This window comes from Clavibacter sp. B3I6, from assembly GCF_030816895.1.
In the GTDB taxonomy this organism is placed as follows: domain Bacteria; phylum Actinomycetota; class Actinomycetes; order Actinomycetales; family Microbacteriaceae; genus Clavibacter.
This window is the reverse complement of record NZ_JAUSYL010000001.1, coordinates 1,110,585-1,128,021: the sequence shown is the minus strand read 5'-3', so window position 1 is coordinate 1,128,021 and position 17,437 is coordinate 1,110,585. Positions and strand designations below refer to the sequence as shown.

At 74.7% G+C, this 17,437-nt stretch carries 15 protein-coding genes and 1 pseudogene; 11 read left to right on the top strand and 5 right to left on the bottom strand.

Translation table 11 applies throughout. The features are described from left to right. Positions 1-9 precede the first annotated feature (9 nt). Complete coding sequence (locus QFZ62_RS05300) at positions 10-1,884, bottom strand: glycoside hydrolase family 15 protein (protein ID WP_307502623.1); 1,875 nt, start codon at positions 1,882-1,884, stop codon at positions 10-12. A gap of 57 nt (positions 1,885-1,941) precedes the next feature. On the opposite strand from QFZ62_RS05300, the gene QFZ62_RS05295 reads away from it, so the two are divergent. Next, positions 1,942-3,324, top strand: coding sequence for a glucose-6-phosphate dehydrogenase (locus tag QFZ62_RS05295; RefSeq protein WP_307502621.1), 1,383 nt, complete (start codon positions 1,942-1,944; stop codon positions 3,322-3,324). 51 nt (positions 3,325-3,375) lie between these two features. Here the strand turns inward: QFZ62_RS05295 and QFZ62_RS05290 are convergent, their stop codons facing one another. Then, positions 3,376-4,032, bottom strand: a complete 657-nt coding sequence (locus tag QFZ62_RS05290) for a hypothetical protein (RefSeq protein ID WP_307502618.1) — start codon at positions 4,030-4,032, stop codon at positions 3,376-3,378. A 217-nt stretch (positions 4,033-4,249) separates the two neighbouring features. Here QFZ62_RS05290 and QFZ62_RS05285 point away from each other — a divergent pair, with 217 nt between their 5' ends. Further along, positions 4,250-5,479 carry a mechanosensitive ion channel family protein gene (locus tag QFZ62_RS05285; protein WP_307502615.1) on the top strand — a complete coding sequence of 410 codons (1,230 nt, stop codon included), beginning with the start codon at positions 4,250-4,252 and terminating at the stop codon, positions 5,477-5,479. Positions 5,480-5,558: 79 nt separating this feature from the next. Here QFZ62_RS05285 and QFZ62_RS05280 read toward each other — a convergent pair whose 3' ends face one another. Further along, positions 5,559-5,747, bottom strand: coding sequence for a hypothetical protein (locus QFZ62_RS05280; protein WP_307502614.1), 189 nt, complete (start codon positions 5,745-5,747; stop codon positions 5,559-5,561). A 153-nt stretch (positions 5,748-5,900) separates the two neighbouring features. Between QFZ62_RS05280 and QFZ62_RS05275 the strand changes: the two genes are divergently transcribed. The 6 genes and pseudogenes from QFZ62_RS05275 (at position 5,901) to QFZ62_RS05250 (ending at position 12,574) form a co-directional block, all read left to right on the top strand. Next, positions 5,901-7,055: an SLC13 family permease gene (locus QFZ62_RS05275; RefSeq protein WP_307502610.1), complete on the top strand. Its 1,155-nt coding sequence runs from the start codon at positions 5,901-5,903 to the stop codon at positions 7,053-7,055. An 83-nt stretch (positions 7,056-7,138) separates the two neighbouring features. Beyond that, positions 7,139-7,717 (top strand): TetR/AcrR family transcriptional regulator, encoded by a 579-nt coding sequence (locus QFZ62_RS05270; protein ID WP_307502608.1) that lies wholly within the window; start codon positions 7,139-7,141, stop codon positions 7,715-7,717. Positions 7,718-7,752: 35 nt separating this feature from the next. Further along, a pseudogene (locus QFZ62_RS05265) lies at positions 7,753-8,454 on the top strand (MMPL family transporter); the annotation flags it as partial. Positions 8,455-8,539: 85 nt separating this feature from the next. Continuing rightward, complete coding sequence (locus tag QFZ62_RS05260; RefSeq protein ID WP_307502606.1) at positions 8,540-9,064, top strand: MMPL family transporter; 525 nt, start codon at positions 8,540-8,542, stop codon at positions 9,062-9,064. 10 nt (positions 9,065-9,074) lie between these two features. Next, the gene (locus QFZ62_RS05255; RefSeq protein ID WP_307502603.1) at positions 9,075-10,682 is read left to right on the top strand and encodes an MMPL family transporter; all 1,608 of its coding nucleotides are present in this window, start codon (positions 9,075-9,077) and stop codon (positions 10,680-10,682) included. Then, positions 10,679-12,574: a YhgE/Pip family protein gene (locus tag QFZ62_RS05250; RefSeq protein WP_307502601.1), complete on the top strand. Its 1,896-nt coding sequence runs from the start codon at positions 10,679-10,681 to the stop codon at positions 12,572-12,574. The genes QFZ62_RS05255 and QFZ62_RS05250 overlap by 4 nt, the downstream gene beginning before the upstream one ends. A 75-nt stretch (positions 12,575-12,649) precedes the next feature. Here QFZ62_RS05250 and QFZ62_RS05245 read toward each other — a convergent pair whose 3' ends face one another. Both QFZ62_RS05245 and QFZ62_RS05240 read right to left on the bottom strand, forming a co-directional pair. Then, the gene (locus tag QFZ62_RS05245) at positions 12,650-12,952 is read right to left on the bottom strand and encodes a putative quinol monooxygenase (protein ID WP_307502597.1); all 303 of its coding nucleotides are present in this window, start codon (positions 12,950-12,952) and stop codon (positions 12,650-12,652) included. 105 nt (positions 12,953-13,057) lie between these two features. After that, entirely contained in the window at positions 13,058-13,933 is an 876-nt protein-coding gene (locus tag QFZ62_RS05240; protein WP_307502595.1) for a sugar phosphate isomerase/epimerase, read from the bottom strand. A 154-nt stretch (positions 13,934-14,087) separates the two neighbouring features. Here QFZ62_RS05240 and QFZ62_RS05235 point away from each other — a divergent pair, with 154 nt between their 5' ends. From QFZ62_RS05235 to otsB, 3 genes are all read left to right on the top strand, one after another. Continuing rightward, the gene (locus QFZ62_RS05235) at positions 14,088-14,906 is read left to right on the top strand and encodes a fructosamine kinase family protein (protein ID WP_307502592.1); all 819 of its coding nucleotides are present in this window, start codon (positions 14,088-14,090) and stop codon (positions 14,904-14,906) included. Between the two features lie 100 nt (positions 14,907-15,006). Further along, positions 15,007-16,602 (top strand): trehalose-6-phosphate synthase, encoded by a 1,596-nt coding sequence (locus QFZ62_RS05230; protein ID WP_307502590.1) that lies wholly within the window; start codon positions 15,007-15,009, stop codon positions 16,600-16,602. A gap of 5 nt (positions 16,603-16,607) precedes the next feature. Then, positions 16,608-17,435 carry a trehalose-phosphatase gene (gene otsB / locus QFZ62_RS05225; protein ID WP_307502588.1) on the top strand — a complete coding sequence of 276 codons (828 nt, stop codon included), beginning with the start codon at positions 16,608-16,610 and terminating at the stop codon, positions 17,433-17,435. Positions 17,436-17,437: the final 2 nt, after the last annotated feature.

Sequence of the window (17,437 nt, the reverse complement as noted above, 5' to 3'; positions counted from 1 at the left end):
CCGCGCGGGTCAGCCCGCGGAGACCGTCGTCGTCCGCGCCCGGGCCGCGTGCGCGTGCGCGGCCGCCGCGCCGCCCTGCCGGTGCGCGCGGACGAGATCGTCCGGCTGCGCCGCGGCCGCGGCCTGCAGCGCATCCGCTGCCCGCACGAGCGCGAGGTGCGACAGGGCCTGCGGCACGTTGCCGGCCTGGCGTCGACCGACCGGGTCGTACTCCTCGGAGAGCAGCCCGACGTCGTTGGAGAGCCCCACCAGCCGGTCCATCAGCTCGCGGCCGTCCGCCTCGCGGCCGGATCGGGCGTACTGCTCGACGAGCCAGAACGAGCAGGCGAGGAAGGGGTACTCGCCCGCGGGCAGGCCGTCGACGCCGGCGCTCGTGTCGTAGCGGAGCAGGAAGCCCTCGTGCATGAGGGTCCGCTCCATCACCTCGACCGTGGCGAGCATGTGCGGGTCGTCGTAGGCGCAGAAGCCGGCCTGGGCGAGGATCAGCAGCGACGCGTCCACCTCGGTCGTCCCGTAGTGCTGGCGGAAGGCGCCGGTCGCGGGGTCGACGCCCCGGTCGAGGATCTCGTCGCGCACCCGGTCGCGCAGCGCCTTCCACTGCTCCACCGGCCCGTCGAGCCCGTGCCGCTCCACGCCCTGCACGGCGGCGTCGAGCGCCGCCCAGATCATGGCCCGCGAGTGCGTGAAGTGCTGCTCGGCCCCGCGGATCTCCCAGATGCCGCTGTCCTGCCGCTCCCAGTTCTCCTCGACGAAGCCGATGAGGGCCCGCTGCAGCGGCCAGGAGAACTCGGTCTCGCCGACGCCCGCGTCGCGCGCCGCCTGCAGCGCCAGCATCACCTCGCCGATCACGTCGGCCTGGTACTGCTCGAACGCGCCGTTGCCGACGCGCACGGGACCGGACCCCCCGTAGCCGGGCAGGCTGTCGAGGTCGCGCTCGGGGAGGTACCGCTCGCCGCTCAGGCCGTACATGATCTGCACGTCGCCCGGATCCCCGGCGATCGCGCGGAGGAGCCACGTGCGCCACTCGTCCGCCTCGTCGTCGAAGCCGTGCGCGAGGAGCACCTCGAGGGTGAGCGACGCGTCGCGGAGCCAGACGTAGCGGTAGTCCCAGTTGCGGGATCCGCCGAACTGCTCGGGGAGGCTCGTGGTGGCGGCCGCGACGATGCCGCCCGTGTCCTCATGCGTGAGCGCGCGGAGCACGAGCAGGGACCGGCGGACGGCCGCCTGGTAGGGGCCGGAGTGCTCGATGGAGCTCGCCCAGGTCTCCCACCACTCGGTCGTGTGCTCGAGCGCGGCGTCGACGTCGAACGCCGGCGGCTCGCTGCGGTGCGAGGGGTACCAGGTGAGCGCGAGGTCGACGGCCTCGCCGGCCGAGACCTCGAAGGACACGCCGTGGTGGTGGTTCGTCGCCGTGAGCTCGGGGCCGCGGACGACGACCGCGTCGGGGCCCGCGACGGCGACGAGGCGCGGGTCGTCGCCGTCGAGCTTGCGGATCCACGGCAGGGCGGTCGCGTAGCCGAAGCGCAGGCGGAGGTCGCCCTGCATCCGGACGGTGCCGCTGATCCCGCGGACGCGGCGCACGACATCGGCCCGCCGGTCGCCCATGGACATGAAGTCGGTGACCTCGACGGCGCCCTCGGGCGTCTCCCACCGGGTCCAGAGGACGAACGTGTTGCCGAGGTAGGTGCGCTGGGCGACGGTCGCGTCGGGGGAGTCGGGCGCGAGCTTCCAGGCGCCGTGCTCCTCCGTGCCGAGGAGCGCGCCGAACATGGACGCCGAGTCGAAGCGCGGCAGGCACAGCCAGTCGATGGAGCCGTCCCGTCCGACCAGCGCTCCCGTGTGGCAGTCCCCGATGAGTGCGTAGTCCTCGATGCGCATGGCCATGCGCCATGGTCCCACGGCCCGCCTGCCGATCCCCGCCACCGCGCGTAGCCTGGCCGCATGCCCGCCTCCTCCACGCTCCTGATCCTCGGCGCCAGCGGCGACCTCTCCGCGCGCCTCCTCCTCCCCGGCCTCGGCGAGCTCCTCGCCCACCGCCCCGACCTCGACCTGCAGCTGGTGGGCGCGGGGACGGAGGAGTGGGACGACGAGCGGTGGCGCGAGGTCGTCCGCACGTCCTTCGCGTCGCTCGGCGCGGAGGGGCCCGCGGTCGACCGCGTGGTCGCGGGCACCACGTACCGCTCCGCCGACGTCACCGCGGAGGCGGACCTCGAGGGCCTGCTCGCCGTCTGCGAGGCCGCGCCGGCCGTGTACTTCGCGCTGCCGCCCGCGGTGACGGAGCGCGCGTGCGAGGCGATGACGCGGATCGCGCTGCCCGAGGGCACGTCGCTGTGCCTCGAGAAGCCGTTCGGCACGGACCTCGCCAGCGCGCAGGCGCTCAACCGGCTGCTCGCCACGCTCGTGCCCGAGGAGCGCACGCACCGGGTGGACCACTTCCTCGGCCGCTCGACCGTGCGGAACCTCCTCGGCCTCCGCTTCGCGAACCGGATGCTCGAGCCGGTCTGGAACGCGCAGCACATCGCGAGCGTCGAGATCGTCTACGACGAGCAGCTCGCGCTCGAGGGACGCGCCCGCTACTACGACAAGGCGGGGGCGCTCGCCGACATGATCCAGAGCCACCTGCTGCAGGTGATGGCGGTGTTCGCGATGGAGCCGCCCGCCACGACGGACGCGCGGGACATCCGCGACCAGAAGGCCCTCGTGCTCCGCGCGACCCGGCCGTGGGGCGGCGACCCGGTCGCCTCCTCCCGCCGCGCGCGCTACACGGCCGGCGCCGTCGAGGGGCGCGAGCTCCCCGCCTACGCCGACGAGCAGGGCGTGGATCCCGCGCGCGGCACCGAGACCCTCGCCGAGATGACCGTGGAGATCGCCAACTGGCGCTGGGCGGGCGTGCCCTTCCGGCTGCGCTCCGGCAAGGCGATGGAGGACCACCGGCGCGAGATCGTCGTGACCTTCCAGCCGGCGCCGCACGTGCCCACCGGCCTGTCGGGAGCGCAGGAGCCGGACCGGATCCGCATCCTCCTCGCGCCCGACGAGCTGCACCTGGAGCTCAACGTCAACGGCCCGGCCGACCCCGACGTCATCGACCGCGCGGAGCTCGTCACCGCGTTCGACGCGGGCGACCTGCCGCCGTACGGCCAGGTGATCGACGGCATCATCTCCCAGGACGAGAGCCTCTCGGTGCGCGGTGACACGGCGGAGGAGTGCTGGCGCATCGTCGAGCCGGTCATCGCCGCGTGGCGCGCGGGCGAGGTGCCGCTCGAGGAGTACCCGGCCGGATCCGCCGGACCCTGGGACGGCCCGCAGGTGGCACCGAAGCGCTGACGCGGGGCGGGCCCGGGGCGGCGAGCCCCGCTCGCCGCGCGGCCGGTGCCCCTAGGCGCTGCGGACGGCGCGGAGCACCGCGGGCACCCGGCCCGGGTCGCCGGCGAGCTCCGCGAGGGAGCCGTCGAGCGGATCCTCGTCGAACACCGCGAGCTCGCGCGCGACGGCGTCCCGTCGGGCGGTCACGTCGTCCCCGGTGCGCCCCGACGCCCGGGCGTCCTCGAGCGGCAGGGCGGCGGTGGCGGGGGAGGCGCCGAGCGCGAGGGCGACGTCGCGCGCGATGTGCGCCGTCATCATCTCGTCGAAGAAGCCCGCGGTCGTGTCGGGCGTGCGGCGCACGAGCGCCCAGGCGCCGTCGGGTCCGAAGTGGTGGGCGAGCGCGGCCTGGACGACGAGGGCGAGCGGCCGCAGGTCGGGCTCGGCGGCCGCCGCGGCCGGAGCGGGAGCCGCGTCCGCCTCGGCGTCGTGGGCCGGGGGAGCGCCGGCGCCCGCCGGCTCGGCCTTGTGCGCGGGGACGTGCGCCGGACGCACGGGCCCGCCGTGCAGGCGCGCGGCGATGGCGGCGAGCTCGCCCGTGGCGAGCGAGACGGCGAGGGCGGGCGCGGGGCCTTCATCGGTCGGGGCCGGACGTCCCTCGGGGCGGCCCGGATCGGACGCGGCGGGCGCGACCCCGGTCGGGACGGACTTGCCTCTGCGCCACCGGAACATGGTCCACGGCCTCCCCGATCGCGACGGTGACGATCGGGACCATCATCGTGCGCGACACGCCCGGGCTCACCCGCGACACGCCGAGGATCCCGCGGGTGGGGCGCCGGCCCGCGCCCTCCCGGCGGCGACGCGACGGCCGTCGACGGCGCACGCGGAGGAGCGCCTGCGACACTGGGGGCCCGGGACAGCGCGGTCCGCCCGACCCCCAGGAGGATCCGTGGACCTGCCCGCCCTGCTCGCCGTGCCCGCCGTGGCCGTGATCGTCACGGTGCTCGCCGCCGTGGCGGCCGCCCTCGTCGTCACCGCCGTCGTCGCCCTCGTCGTGCGCCTCGTCGCGCGCCGCCGCGAGTGGGCGGCGCGCCTCGTCCGGCGCGCCCGTCGCCCGTTCCGCGTGCTGCTCGTGGTGGTGGCGGTGTGGATCGCCCTCCGGTCCTCGATGGCGCCGGGGGAGGTGCGCGACGGCATCGACCACCTGCTGCACGTCGTCACGATCGTCGCCTCCGCCTGGCTGGTGTGCGCGCTCGCCATCTTCTTCGAGGACCTGGGGCTCAGCCGCTACCGGGTGGACGTCGCCGACAACCGGGTCGCGCGCCGGGTGCGCACGCAGGTGCTCATCATCCGGCGGCTCACGGTCGTCGCGATCGTCGTGGTCGCGATCGGAGCGGTGCTCCTGACCTTCCCGGGCGCGCAGGCCGCCGGCGCGAGCGTCCTCGCCTCCGCCGGCCTCGTGTCGATCGTGGCCGGCCTCGCCGCGCAGTCGACGCTCGCCAACGTGTTCGCCGGGATGCAGCTCGCCTTCAGCGACGCGATCCGCGTGGACGACGTCATGATCGTCGAGACGGAGTGGGGGCGCGTCGAGGAGATCACCCTCACCTACGTCGTCGTGCACATCTGGGACGACCGGCGCATGGTGCTGCCGTCCACGTACTTCACGACCACGCCGTTCCAGAACTGGACCCGCACCAAGTCGGAGCTGCTCGGCGCGGTGGAGCTCGACCTCGACTGGCGGGCGACCCCGGCCAGCATGCGCGAGGAGCTCGACCGCGTGCTCGCGGGCACCGACCTCTGGGACGGCCGCGTCGCGGTGCTGCAGGTGACCGACGCGGTGGGCGGCTACGTCCGGATCCGGGTGCTCGTCTCGGCCGTCGACGCGCCGACGCTCTTCGACCTGCGCTGCCTGGTGCGCGAGCGCCTCGTGGCGTTCCTGCACGAGCACAGCCCGCAGTCGCTTCCGCGCACGCGCGTGCAGATGGTGGACCCGCATGCGCGCGACGACGCGCCCCGGCCGGGACGACGCGCCGCGGAGGCCGAGCCGACGGGCCTGTTCTCGGGGACGGCCCAGGGCGACACGCGCGCGGGCCTGTTCACGGGGCCGATCTCGACCGTGCCCGCCGAGGAGCGCATCGACCTGGAGGTCGACGGCTCGAGGTGGCGCACGCACGACTGACGGGCACGCGCAGAGGACGCGGGCACGCACAGAGGACGCGCGCACCCGTGGGATGCGCGCGTCGCGAGGGGAGGGACGGCTAGTTGCCGATCCGCCCGTCGCGCGAGTCCTCGATGACGGTGCCGACGGCGATGGCCACCGTGATGCCCCAGCTGAGCCACATGAGGCCGAGCTTCCAGTCGCGCGGTCCGCGTCGGGTGGTCTGGAGCGTGCTCCAGCCGCCGATGAGGGCGCTGAGGACGCTGCCGTTCAGGATGTACTTGCGCATGACACCTCCCAGTGTGCCTCCACGGTACCGGGATCCGCGGGCCGCGACCGCCGCGCCCGGCCGCCGGGAGGCCCGCCGCGTCGCCATCCGTCGTCGGCGCGGGCTCCCGGCGGGCGATGAGTACAGTGATCGCGGATCAGACAGGAGGCGCCCGTGCGCACAGCCCTCATCGGGGCGGTGCTCCTCGTCGTCGGCGCCGTCGCCGTGGCCACCGGAGCCCTCCCGCTCGACGACCTCGGGGTGCTGTGCGAGCGGGTCTGGCCGATCCTCCTCTTCGTGGTCGCCATCACGGTGGTCACCGAGCTCGCCAGCGAGGCGGGCCTGTTCACCTGGATCGCCGAGCGGGCGGCCGGCCTCGGCCGCGGGCGCACCTGGGCCCTCTGGCTCGCGACCGTCCTGCTCGCGTGCCTCTGCACCGTGTTCCTGTCGCTCGACACCACGGCGGTGCTGCTCACGCCCGTGGTCGTCGTGCTCGCGCGGCACTGCGGTCTGCCGCCGCTCCCGTTCGCGCTGACCACGGTGTGGCTCGCGAACACGGCGTCGCTCCTCCTCCCCGTCTCGAACCTCACGAACCTGCTCGCGGAGCACGAGCTCGGCGGGCTGGGCCCGGCCGGGTTCGCGGCGCTCACGGTCGCCCCGGCGCTCGTCGCCATCGCGGTGCCCATGCTCGCGATCCTCGTGATCCACCGGAAGGACCTCTTCACGCGCTACGAGGTCGGGGCGCCCACCGCGCCCACGGACCGCGTGCTGCTCGTCGGCAGCGCCGTGGTGGTGGGCCTCCTGGTGCCGGCGCTCGTCTCGGGCGTCGAGGTGTGGATCCCGGCGCTCGCCGCGGCCGTGGTCCTCGCGGTCCTGACGGCCGTCCGGCGCCCGCGCGTGCTCCGGCTCGGGCTCCTGCCGTGGCAGCTCGTGGTGTTCGCGTCGGGCCTGTTCGTCGTCATGGAGGCCGCGCAGTCGCTCGGGCTCACCGCCGTCATGGCCGCGGTGTCGGGCCAGGGACAGGACGCCCAGGCGCTGTTCCGCCTCGCCGGCGTCGCGACGCTGAGCGCCAACGCGGTCGACAACCTCCCGGCGTACCTGGCGCTCGAACCGGTGGCGGGATCCCCGGAGCGGCTCGTCGCGATCCTCGTGGGCGTCAACGCCGGCCCGCTCATCACGCCGTGGGCGTCGCTCGCGACGCTGCTCTGGCACGAGCGGCTCGTGAGCATGGGGGTGCACATCAGGTGGTCGCGCTACGTGCTGCTCGGCCTCGTGGTGGCCCCGCTCACGGTCGGCCTCGCGATGCTCGCGTTCGTGCTCACGCGGTGACCGCGGAGCCCCTCCCTGTCAAGCCCCCGGGCATCTGACCGATCAGTCAGGTACTGACCGCTCGGTCAGCGTAGGCTCCATCCGTGACCAGGACCCCCCGCGCATCCGCCGGCGCCGAGCTGCGCCCCATCGCGGCGGCCCGCTTCGCCCGGGACGGGTTCCAGGCGACCTCGCTGCAGCAGATCGCGGACGAGGCCGGCTACTCGAAGTCGAGCGTGCTCTACCACTTCGCCTCCAAGGAGGCGCTGCTCGACGCCCTCCTCGAGCCGACGATCGACGCGCTCGCCGAGGTCATCGAGCAGGCCGACTCCATCCGCGGCGACGCCGGGGCGCGACGCGCGTTCGTCGAGCGCTTCATCGACTTCCTGCTGCTGCACCGGCACGAGGTCGCGCTCTTCATCACGCAGGGCCGCTCGCTCGGGCACCTCGCCGTGATCGAGCGGGCCAACGACCTCGTCCGCCGGCTCGGCGAGACCGCCGGCGCGCTGGACAGCACCCTCGACCAGCTGCGCTTCGGCGTGGCGCTCGGCGGGGCGGCGTACATCCTCGCCGCCAGCGACGACTGGTCCACCAACGAGCCCCTCCCCGACGACGAGATCAGGGCCGCTCTCGTCGTGGTCGTGGGGGAGCTGCTCGCTCCCCTCGGCACCCGCACCGCCTGACCCCGCAATCCCCCTCGCAAGGAGAGCCCCCGCCCATGGCAACGCTTCTGTACCGGCTCGGCCGGATCTCGTTCCTGCACCCGTGGCGCGTCGTCGCCGCGTGGATCCTCGTCCTCGGCATCCTGCTCGGCGGCGGCCTCGCGCTCGGCGGGAAGACGCAGGAGGCGTTCGCCATCCCCGGCACGGAGTCGCAGGAGGCCATCGACCGGCTCGCCGCCGTGTTCCCGCAGGCCGCGGGCGCGAGCGCGCAGATCGTGACCGAGGCGCCGTCCGGTTCCCAGGTGGGCGACGAGGCCGAGCGGGCCGCCATCGAGGCGACCGCGACGGCCGCCGGCGAGGTCCCGGGCGTGGAGACGGCGCTGTCGCCCTTCTCCGAGTACGCGACCGACGCGGTCTCCGAGGACGGCGCCGTGGCGATCACGACCGTGCAGTTCTCGGGGCAGAGCGACCAGGTGACGGAAGCCACGCTCGACGCGCTCAGGGAGTCCGCGCAGGCGGCGACCGACGCCGGGCTGACGGTGTCGTTCGGCGGGCAGGTGTTCCAGGACATCCACTACGGCGTGACGGTCACGGAGGCGTTCGGCGTGCTCTTCGCGGGCCTCGTGCTCGTGCTCACCTTCGGGTCGCTGCTCGCGGCGGGCCTGCCTCTCATCGGCGCGCTCGTGGGCGTCGCGGCGTCGGCGGGGGCCCTGCTCGCGGCGGCCCGCTTCGTCACGGTGTCGAGCGCGTCGCCGCTGCTCGCCGTGATGATCGGCCTCGCGGTCGGCATCGACTACGCCCTCTTCATCCTCATGCGGCAACCGCACCCAGCTCGCGAACGGCATGCCGGTGGAGCGCTCGGCGGCGACCGCGGTCGCGACCGCCGGCAGCGCCGTCATCTTCGCGGGCGTCACGGTGATCATCGCGCTGCTCGGTCTCCTCGTGGTGCAGATCCCGTTCCTCACCGTCATGGGCCTCGGCGCCGCGTTCGCCGTGCTGCTCGCCATGGGCGTCGCGACGACGCTGCTGCCCGCGATGCTCGGCTTCGCGGGCGAGCGCCTGCGGCCGAAGGAGGGCTCGCGTGCCGCCCGCCGCGCGACCGCGCAGGCCGCCGGGACGCAGCGGACCCTCGGGGCGCGCTGGGTCGCGATCGTCACGAAGGTGCCGATCATCCCCGTCGTGATCGTCATCGGCATCGCCGGGCTGCTCGCCGTGCCCGCCTCGCAGCTGCAGCTCGGGCTGCCGAGCGGCGCGACCGACCCCGAGGGATCCACCAGCCGCGTCGCGTACGACACCGTCTCGGACGCGTTCGGCCCCGGCCCACAACGGCCCGCTCGTCGTCCTCGTCGACATCACGCAGACCACTGACCCGATCGGGGTGCTGGGGGACATCGGGGACGAGATCCGCGGGCTCGACGACGTCGCGTTCGTGGGCGCCGGCACGCCGAACCCCTCCGTGGACACCGCGATCATCCAGGTCGTGCCGGACAGCCCGCCCGAGTCGGCGGCGACCACGGCCCTCATGCAGTCGATCCGCGACCTCGCGCCGGGCCTGGACGACCGCTACGACACGCGCGTCTCCGTCACGGGCACGACCGCCGTGCAGAACGACATCTCGCAGCGGCTCGACCAGGCCCTCGTGCCGTTCGGCGTCGTGGTCGTGGGGCTGTCGATCATCCTGCTGATGATCGTGTTCCGGTCGGTCTTCGTCCCGGTGAAGGCCGCGGTCGGCTTCCTGCTGAGCGTCATCGTCTCGTTCGGGACGGTCGTCCTGATCTTCCAGGACGGCCTGTTCGCGGACGTCCTCGGCGTGACGCCCGGCCCCATCCTCAGCTTCATGCCGATCCTGCTCATGGCGATCCTGTTCGGGCTCGCCATGGACTACGAGGTCTTCCTCGTCTCGGGCATGCGCGAGGACTTCGTGCACCACGGCGACGCGCGGCGCGCCATCGTCACGGGCTTCTCGGGCGCCGCCCGCGTGGTCACGGCGGCCGCGCTCATCATGTTCTTCGTCTTCGCGGCCTTCGTGCCCGAGGGCGCGGGCGTGATCAAGACCATCGCGCTCGGGCTCGCCGTCGGCATCTTCTTCGACGCGTTCCTCGTGCGCATGACCCTCGTGCCCGCCGCCATGGCGCTGCTCGGGAAGCGCGCGTGGTGGATCCCGCGCTGGCTCGACCGGATCCTCCCCGACGTCGACATCGAGGGCGAGGGCCTCCGCGAGCACCAGGACGACGTCGACTGGGCGCGCGCGTCGGGCACCGCCGTCGCGGCCGAGCGGCTCGTCGTCGGCGTGCCCGGGCGCCGGCTCGCGCCGGTCGACCTCGTCGCGCCGGCCGGATCCCTCGTGCTCGTGGAGGGCGACGTCGCCGACCGCCGGCTCCTCGGCGCCACGCTCGGGGCCCGGCTCGCGCCGCTGTCCGGCCGCGCGCACGTCGCCGGCCACCCGCTCGCCTCCGAGGCCGGCCGCGTCCTCACGAGCGTCGCGATGGCCGACCTCGGCCGCGTCGACCGCGTCGACTCCGGCGTCACGGTGGGGGACCTCCTCGCCGAGCGCATCGACCTGTCGGAGCCGATGGGCCGCCGTCGCGGCGCCCGCGCGCGGCAGGCCGAGTGGCTCGCGCGCATCGACGCGGCGGCCGACGCGGCGGGAGCGCGGCGCATCGACGCCGACGACCCCGTCGGATCGCTCCTGCCGCTGGAGCGCGCCATCGCCCTCACCGCGGTCGCCGCGTCCGGCCGGGCCCCCGTGCTCGTGCTCGACGTGGTGGACCCGTTCCCGGACGCCGCCGCCGAGCGGGCGTTCCTCCGGGCCCTGCCCGCGCTCGTCCACGAGAGCACGACCGTCCTGCTGGGCGCGCCGTGGTTCCCGGACGACCACGGGATCCCGGGCCGCCCCACCGTGCGCCTCCGCCTCGGCGCGGACGACGCCGCCCCCGACACCGACACCGACCAGCCCATGACGACCGGCAAGGAGACCCGCCGATGACCACCCGCTCCGTACGCCGCCGGCTCGCCGTCGCCCTCGTGGCGATCGTGCCCCTCGCGGTCGCCGGCCTCTTCATCGGCTCCCTCTCCGACGTCGCGACGGGCGTCGAGCGGGTGCCGGCCGCCATCGTCAACCAGGACGAGATGGTCCAGCAGACGGCGCCGGACGGCACCGAGTCGCCCGTCCTCGCCGGCCGCCTGCTCGTCACGCAGCTGACCTCCGACGACAACCAGGCCTTCGACTGGACCATCACGAACGCGGACGAGGCGCGGCGCATGCTCGACGACGGCGAGGTCTACGCGGTGCTGACCGTGCCGGAGGACTTCTCCGCGTCGATCGTGTCGCTGTCGACGGACGCGCCCGAGCGGGCGCAGATCACCGTGGAGACCGACGACGCGCACGGCTACCTGACGGGCGCGGCGACGCAGGCCGTGGGCGTCGGCATGACGAGCGTCTTCGGCAACGCGATCACGTCCCAGTTCGTCTCCGGCATCTACACGACCTTCGGCAGCCTCAAGGGCTCGCTCACCGATGCCGGCGCGGGCGCCGACCAGCTCGCCGACGGCGCGACCCAGCTCTCCTCAGGCGCGACGCAGCTCGGCGACGGGATCACGCAGCTCGGCGACGGCCTCGGCCAGTCCGAGCAGGGCGCGTCGCAGCTCGCCGACGGCCTCGGCACGTACACGGGCGGCGTCGGGCAGCTCTCCTCCGGGCTCGACCGGCTGCAGGAGGGGGCCGCCGGGCTGTCGCAGGTGTCCGACGGGGTCGGGCAGTACGCGGGCGGGGCCGGGCAGATCGCCCAGCAGGTCGCGGGGATCCGGCAGCAGCTCGCCGCCGACCCGCAGACCGCGCCGCTCGCCGCGCAGCTCCAGCCGCTCGAGCAGGGCCTCGACCAGTACGCCGCGCAGGGCAGGACCCTCGCGACGCAGGCCGCGGCCGGGATCCAGGGCGTGCAGCAGGGCATCGGCCAGAGCGCGTCCGGCGCGTCGCAGCTCGCGGCGAACGGCGGCGCCCTCGTCTCCGGCGCGCGCCAGCTGGGCGACGGCCTCGGCCAGCTCCGCGCCGGCGCGACCGGCGCGGCCACCGGCGCGGGCGACCTCGCCACGGGCGCCGACGCGCTCTCCTCGGGCGCGACCGAGCTCGGCACCGGCCTCACGCAGGGGGCGGAGCAGATCCCGTCGCTCGACGCCGACCAGGCCTCCTCCGCCTCGGGCGTCGTCGCCGACCCGGTCGGCCTCACGGTCGAGCGCGAGAACGAGATCGGCAGTCCGGGCGACGCCGTCGCGGCGATCTTCGTGCCCGTCGGCCTGTGGCTCGGCGCCTTCGCGACGTTCCTCGTACTGCGTCCGGCCGCGCGCCGGCTGCTCGCGTCCTCGGCCGCGACGGGCCGCGTGATGGGCCGCGTGCTCGCGCGCGCCGGCCTGATCGCCCTCGCGCAGGTCGTGCTCCTCGTCGCGCTGGTGCACGCGGCGCTCGGGCTGTCGCTCGCGCTGCTGCCCGCCACCCTCGGCTTCGCGGCGGTGACCGCGGCGGCCTTCACGGCGATCCACTACCTGCTCCGGCAGGCGCTCGGGCGCACGGGCCTCGTGGTGTCGCTGATCCTGCTGGCCCTGCAGGCGGCGGCCATGGGCGGCGTGATCCCGCTCCAGCTGGTGGCCGGGCCGTTCCAGGCCATCAGCCCGTTCCTGCCGCTGACCCACGCGGTCGCGGGCATGCAGGCGATCATCGCGGGCGGCGCCCCGGGCGTCGCCTGGGGGTCGGCGGGAGTCCTCGCGGTGTTCCTGCTGCTGAGCCTCGCGGTGTCGTACCTCGTGACCCGTCGCTCGCGCCGGGCGCGGAGCCTCGGGCTGGTGCCCGGCGCGGCGCCGTCGTCGGTGGCCGTCGCCGTGTGACCCGCGGGACGACCGCATCGACGACGAGGGCCGCCCGGTGATCCGGGCGGCCCTCGTCGTGCGTCCGGCGGCGCGCTACAGCGCGAGCGCGATGCGGCCGCTGAAGACGCGGGTCACGGGCGGTGCCGCGAGCACCTCGCCGAGGCGCGCCGCGCCCTCCGGGGTGGCGCGCCAGGCGACGTAGGCGTCGTGGTCGGCGGTGGACGCCCACTGCTCGACGACGATCATGCGGGCGGGGTCGGCGTCGTCGACGAGGACCTCGAGGCCCTCGTTGCCCGCGAAGGCGCGGGTGGCCTGCAGGGTCTCGGCGAGGACGTCGGCGACGTCGCCGAGGCGGCTCCCGTCGACCTGGATCTCGAGGTGCACGGTGGTGCTCATGGTGTCTCCGGTCCCGACGCCGGGCGGGCGGGGCCTCGCGCGACGTCGATCATGTGCGGGGGCGTTCCCCTCCGCCCATCCAACCGCGTGCGCCTGGGGCGCGGGTCACCGCTCGCGACGCAGAGCCGTCCGGAGCCGCTGGTACCCGGAGACCGCGGGCGGCGCCACGGGCGTCCTCTCCGGCGCGGTGTCGAGCCGGAGCTGCCGCTGCGCGAACTCGCGGGTCTCGATGAGCATGGCGAGCCGCTGCTCCTCGGTCTTGGCCTTGCGGGTGTTGACCTCGGCGACGACGCCCCCCTGCCAGCCCTGCTCGGCGAGCCAGCGGAGCGTCTCCGCGACGGGCTGCGTGCCGCGGCCCGGGAGGAGGTGCTCGTCGAAGACGCGGCCGTCGTCCTGCGAGCCGGATCCGTCGCACAGGTGCACGTGGCGCAGGCGCGGGCCGAGGGCCTTGGCCATCTCGAGGGCGTCCTGGCCGGAGAGCGAGGCGTGGGAGAAGTCGAGCGTCGTGGCGTCGCAGTCCATGGCGGTGGGATCCCAGCCGGGCGCGTACGCCTTCATGCTGCGTCCGGCGACCTGCCACGGGAACATGTTCTCGACGGCGATCTCGACGCCGGTCGACGTCTGGATGGAGCGCACGATGTCGAGGAACGACTCGGCGTACCCGGCCTGCCAGCGGAACGGCGGGTGGACGACGACGGCGGGCGCGCCGACCGCGTGCGCGAGCTCGGCGGACCTCTCCAGCTTCACCTGCGGATCCCGCCCCCACACGAAGTGCGTGAGCAGCAGGACCGGCGCGTGGATGGAGAGGATCGGCAGCCCGTGCTCCTCCGACAGCGCGCGGAGGGCCGCGGCGTCCTGGGTGACCTCGTCGTTCGTCACCATGATCTCGACGCCGTCGAAGCCCGCGCGCCTCGCCATGGAGAAGGCGGCGGCGACGGGCTGGGGGTATACGCAGGTCGTGCTCATTCCGACACGGATCACGTCGGCGAGCGTACCCGGCGCCGCTGAGCGCACGGGGTACGCGGGCGGTCCGGCGCGTGTCGGATGCGCGACGCGGACAGCGGCCCGGCCGCGGGGAGGCAGGGTGGAGGCGACGGGACGGCGGCGCGCCGACCGCGACGGGAGGGGCACGGGCATGACGGCTGCGGCATCGGGCGGGCACGACGGCGGGGATGCGTACCGGAAGGAGCGCGCGGACGCCCCGCGCGGGTTCTTCGAGGCCGAGGCCGCGGGCCTCGCCTGGCTGGCCGAGGCGGAGCTGGCCGGGGGAGCGCGCGTGGTCCGCGTGCGCGCGGTCGCGCCCGGCCGCATCGACCTCGAGCGCCTGGTCCCCGCGCGGCCCACGCGCGAGGCGGCCCGGGCGTTCGGCACGGCGCTCGCCGCGACGCACGCCGCCGGCGCTCCCGCGTTCGGATCCCCGCCCGCCGGCCTCGACGGACCCGCGTTCATCGGGCGGCAGCCGCTGTCGGTCCGGGGCGCGGGCGACGGCGACCCGGAAGAGGGGTGGGGTGCCTGGTACGCCCGCGAGCGCGTGCTGCCGTACCTGCGCCGGGCGGTCGACGCCGGCCACGCGACGCCCGCGCAGGCCGCCGACGTGGAGCGCGCGTGCGCGGCCGCCGCCGACGGCCGGTTCGACGACGACGCGCCGCCCGCGCGGATCCACGGCGACCTGTGGTCCGGCAACGTGCAGTGGACGGCCGACGGGGCGGTCCTCATCGACCCGGCCGCGCACGGCGGCCACCGGGAGACCGACCTCGCCATGCTCGCGCTCTTCGGCTGCCCGGGCCTCGACCTGATCCTCGGCGCCTACGCGGAGACCGGCTCCCTCGCGCCCGGCTGGCAGGTCCGCGTGCCGCTTCACCAGCTGCATCCGCTCGCCGTGCACGCCGCGTCGCACGGCCCGTCCTACGGCGACGCGCTGCACGACGCGGCGCGGGCCGTCCTCCGCATGTGACGCCGGGGGTCCCGCCGCCCCCGGTCGCGGCACCGGCGGACTGGTAGCCTCGACCCACCGAGCAGGTACGACAGAGCTCTGCGCAACCGAGACGGGAACCGTGACTCCGCCACCCTCATCCACGCCCTCCGCGACCGAGCCGACGACCGCCGACGCGAGCGGCGTCCCCGACGTCGAGCCCGGCGCCTACGACCTGGTCGTCGTCTCCAACCGCCTCCCCGTCGACCGCGTGGTCGCCGCCGACGGCTCCACCTCCTGGCGGCACTCGCCGGGCGGCCTGGTCACGGCCCTCGAGCCCGTCATGCGCGCCAACGAGGGCGCGTGGGTCGGCTGGCCGGGCATCGCCGACCACGACGTCGAGCCCTTCGTCGACGACGGCATCTCGATCATCCCCGTCACGCTCAGCGAGCAGGACCTCGCCGAGTACTACGAGGGCTTCTCGAACGACACGCTGTGGCCGCTCTACCACGACGTCATCGCGCAGCCGAGCTACCACCGGGAGTGGTGGGACACCTACGTCAAGGTCAACCAGCGGTTCGCCGACGCGGCCGCGAAGGCCGCGGCTCCCGGCGCCACCGTCTGGGTACAGGACTACCAGCTGCAGCTCGTGCCGAAGATGCTCCGCGAGCAGCGGCCCGACCTCACCATCGGCTTCTTCAACCACATCCCGTTCCCGCCCTACGGCATCTACTCGCAGCTGCCGTGGCGCACGCAGATCATCGAGGGCCTCCTCGGCGCCGACGTCATCGGCTTCCAGCGGGTCGCCGACGCCGGCAACTTCACGCGCGCCGTCCGCCGGCTCTTCGGGTACACGACGCGCGGGACCACCGTCGACGTGCCCGTGCGCGGCGGCATCGCGCTCACCGTCCCCGGCACCAAGCCGTCGAAGCCCGTGCGCGAGCTCCGCACGCGCCCGGTCGTGGCCAAGCACTACCCGATCTCCATCGACGCGCGCAGCTACGAGGAGATGGCCAAGGACCCGGCCGTCCAGGAGCGCGCCCGCCAGATCCGCGCCGACCTCGGCGACCCGGAGACGATCCTCCTGGGGGTCGACCGGCTCGACTACACGAAGGGCATCGGCCACCGTCTGAAGGCGTTCGGCGAGCTCCTCGCCGAGGGCCGCGTGAAGGTGGAGGACGCGACGCTCGTGCAGGTCGCGAGCCCCAGCCGGGAGCGCGTCGAGACGTACCGCCAGCTGCGGGACGAGATCGAGCTCACGGTCGGCCGCATCAACGGCGACTACGGCTCCATCAGCCACACCGCCATCAGCTACCTGCACCACGGGTACCCGAAGGAGGAGATGGTCGCGCTGTGCCTCGCGGCCGACGTGATGCTCGTCACCGCCCTCCGCGACGGCATGAACCTGGTCGCCAAGGAGTACGTCGCCACGAAGCACTCGAACGAGGGCGTGCTCGTGCTGAGCGAGTTCGCGGGCGCCGCGGACGAGCTGAAGGCCGCGCTCCTCGTCAACCCGCACGACATCGAGGGCCTCAAGGAGGCGATCCTCCGCGCCATCGAGATGCCGAGGGCCGAGCAGCGCAAGCGCATGCGCTCGCTCCGCAAGCGCGTCTTCGAGAACGACGTCGCGGCCTGGTCGAGCGCGTTCCTCGCCGACCTCGGCCGCACGCACGCCGCCTCGATCCACGAGGGGCCCGACGAAGAGGTCGTCGAGCCGCTCATGGACGAGGGCTGGTAGACCGCGTGGCCGAGCTCACCACCGACATCCAGGCGAAGGGCGGCCGCGGCTTCCCGGGGCGGCTGTTCGAGGCGCTCACCGAGCTCGCGCGCACCCCGCGCCTGCTGGTGGCGCTCGACTTCGACGGCACGCTCGCGCCCGAGGTCGACGACCCCGAGAAGGCGCGCGCGGTCCCCGAGGCCCGCGCGGCCGTGCTCGCGCTGCTGGCCCTGCCGGAGACGCGCGTCGCGCTGGTCTCGGGCCGGGCGCTCCGGAGCCTCGAGGCCGTGGCCGACCTGCCGGACGAGGTGCTGCTCGTCGGATCGCACGGCGTGGAGATCCGCCTCGACAGCGACGACGTCGAGCTCGTGCTCGACGAGGGCGAGCTCGCGCAGCGCGGGGTCCTCTCCGACGTGCTCGGCCAGGTCGCCGACTCGCTCGACGAGGTCTGGATCGAGGAGAAGCCCGCGGGCTTCGCCCTGCACACGCGCCTCGCCACCGAGAAGCACAGCCGCATCGCGCACCTCGTCGCGACGCAGGAGGCGCACGCGGAGGTCGACGGCCTCAAGGTGCGCTCGGGCAAGGACGTGCTCGAGTTCAGCATCCGCCAGGCCACCAAGGGCGAGGCGGTCGAGCACCTGCGCCGGTACGCCGAGGCGACTGCGGTCTTCTACGCGGGCGACGACGTCACCGACGAGGACGCGTTCGCCGCGCTCCAGGCCGGCGACCTCGGCCTCAAGAGCGGGTCGGGCGCGACGGCGGCCGACTTCCGCGTCGACGGACCGCACGACGTCGCCCGCGTGCTGCAGGTGCTCGCGGACCTCCGCGCCGAGCCGGTCGTCCGCCCGGACTGAAC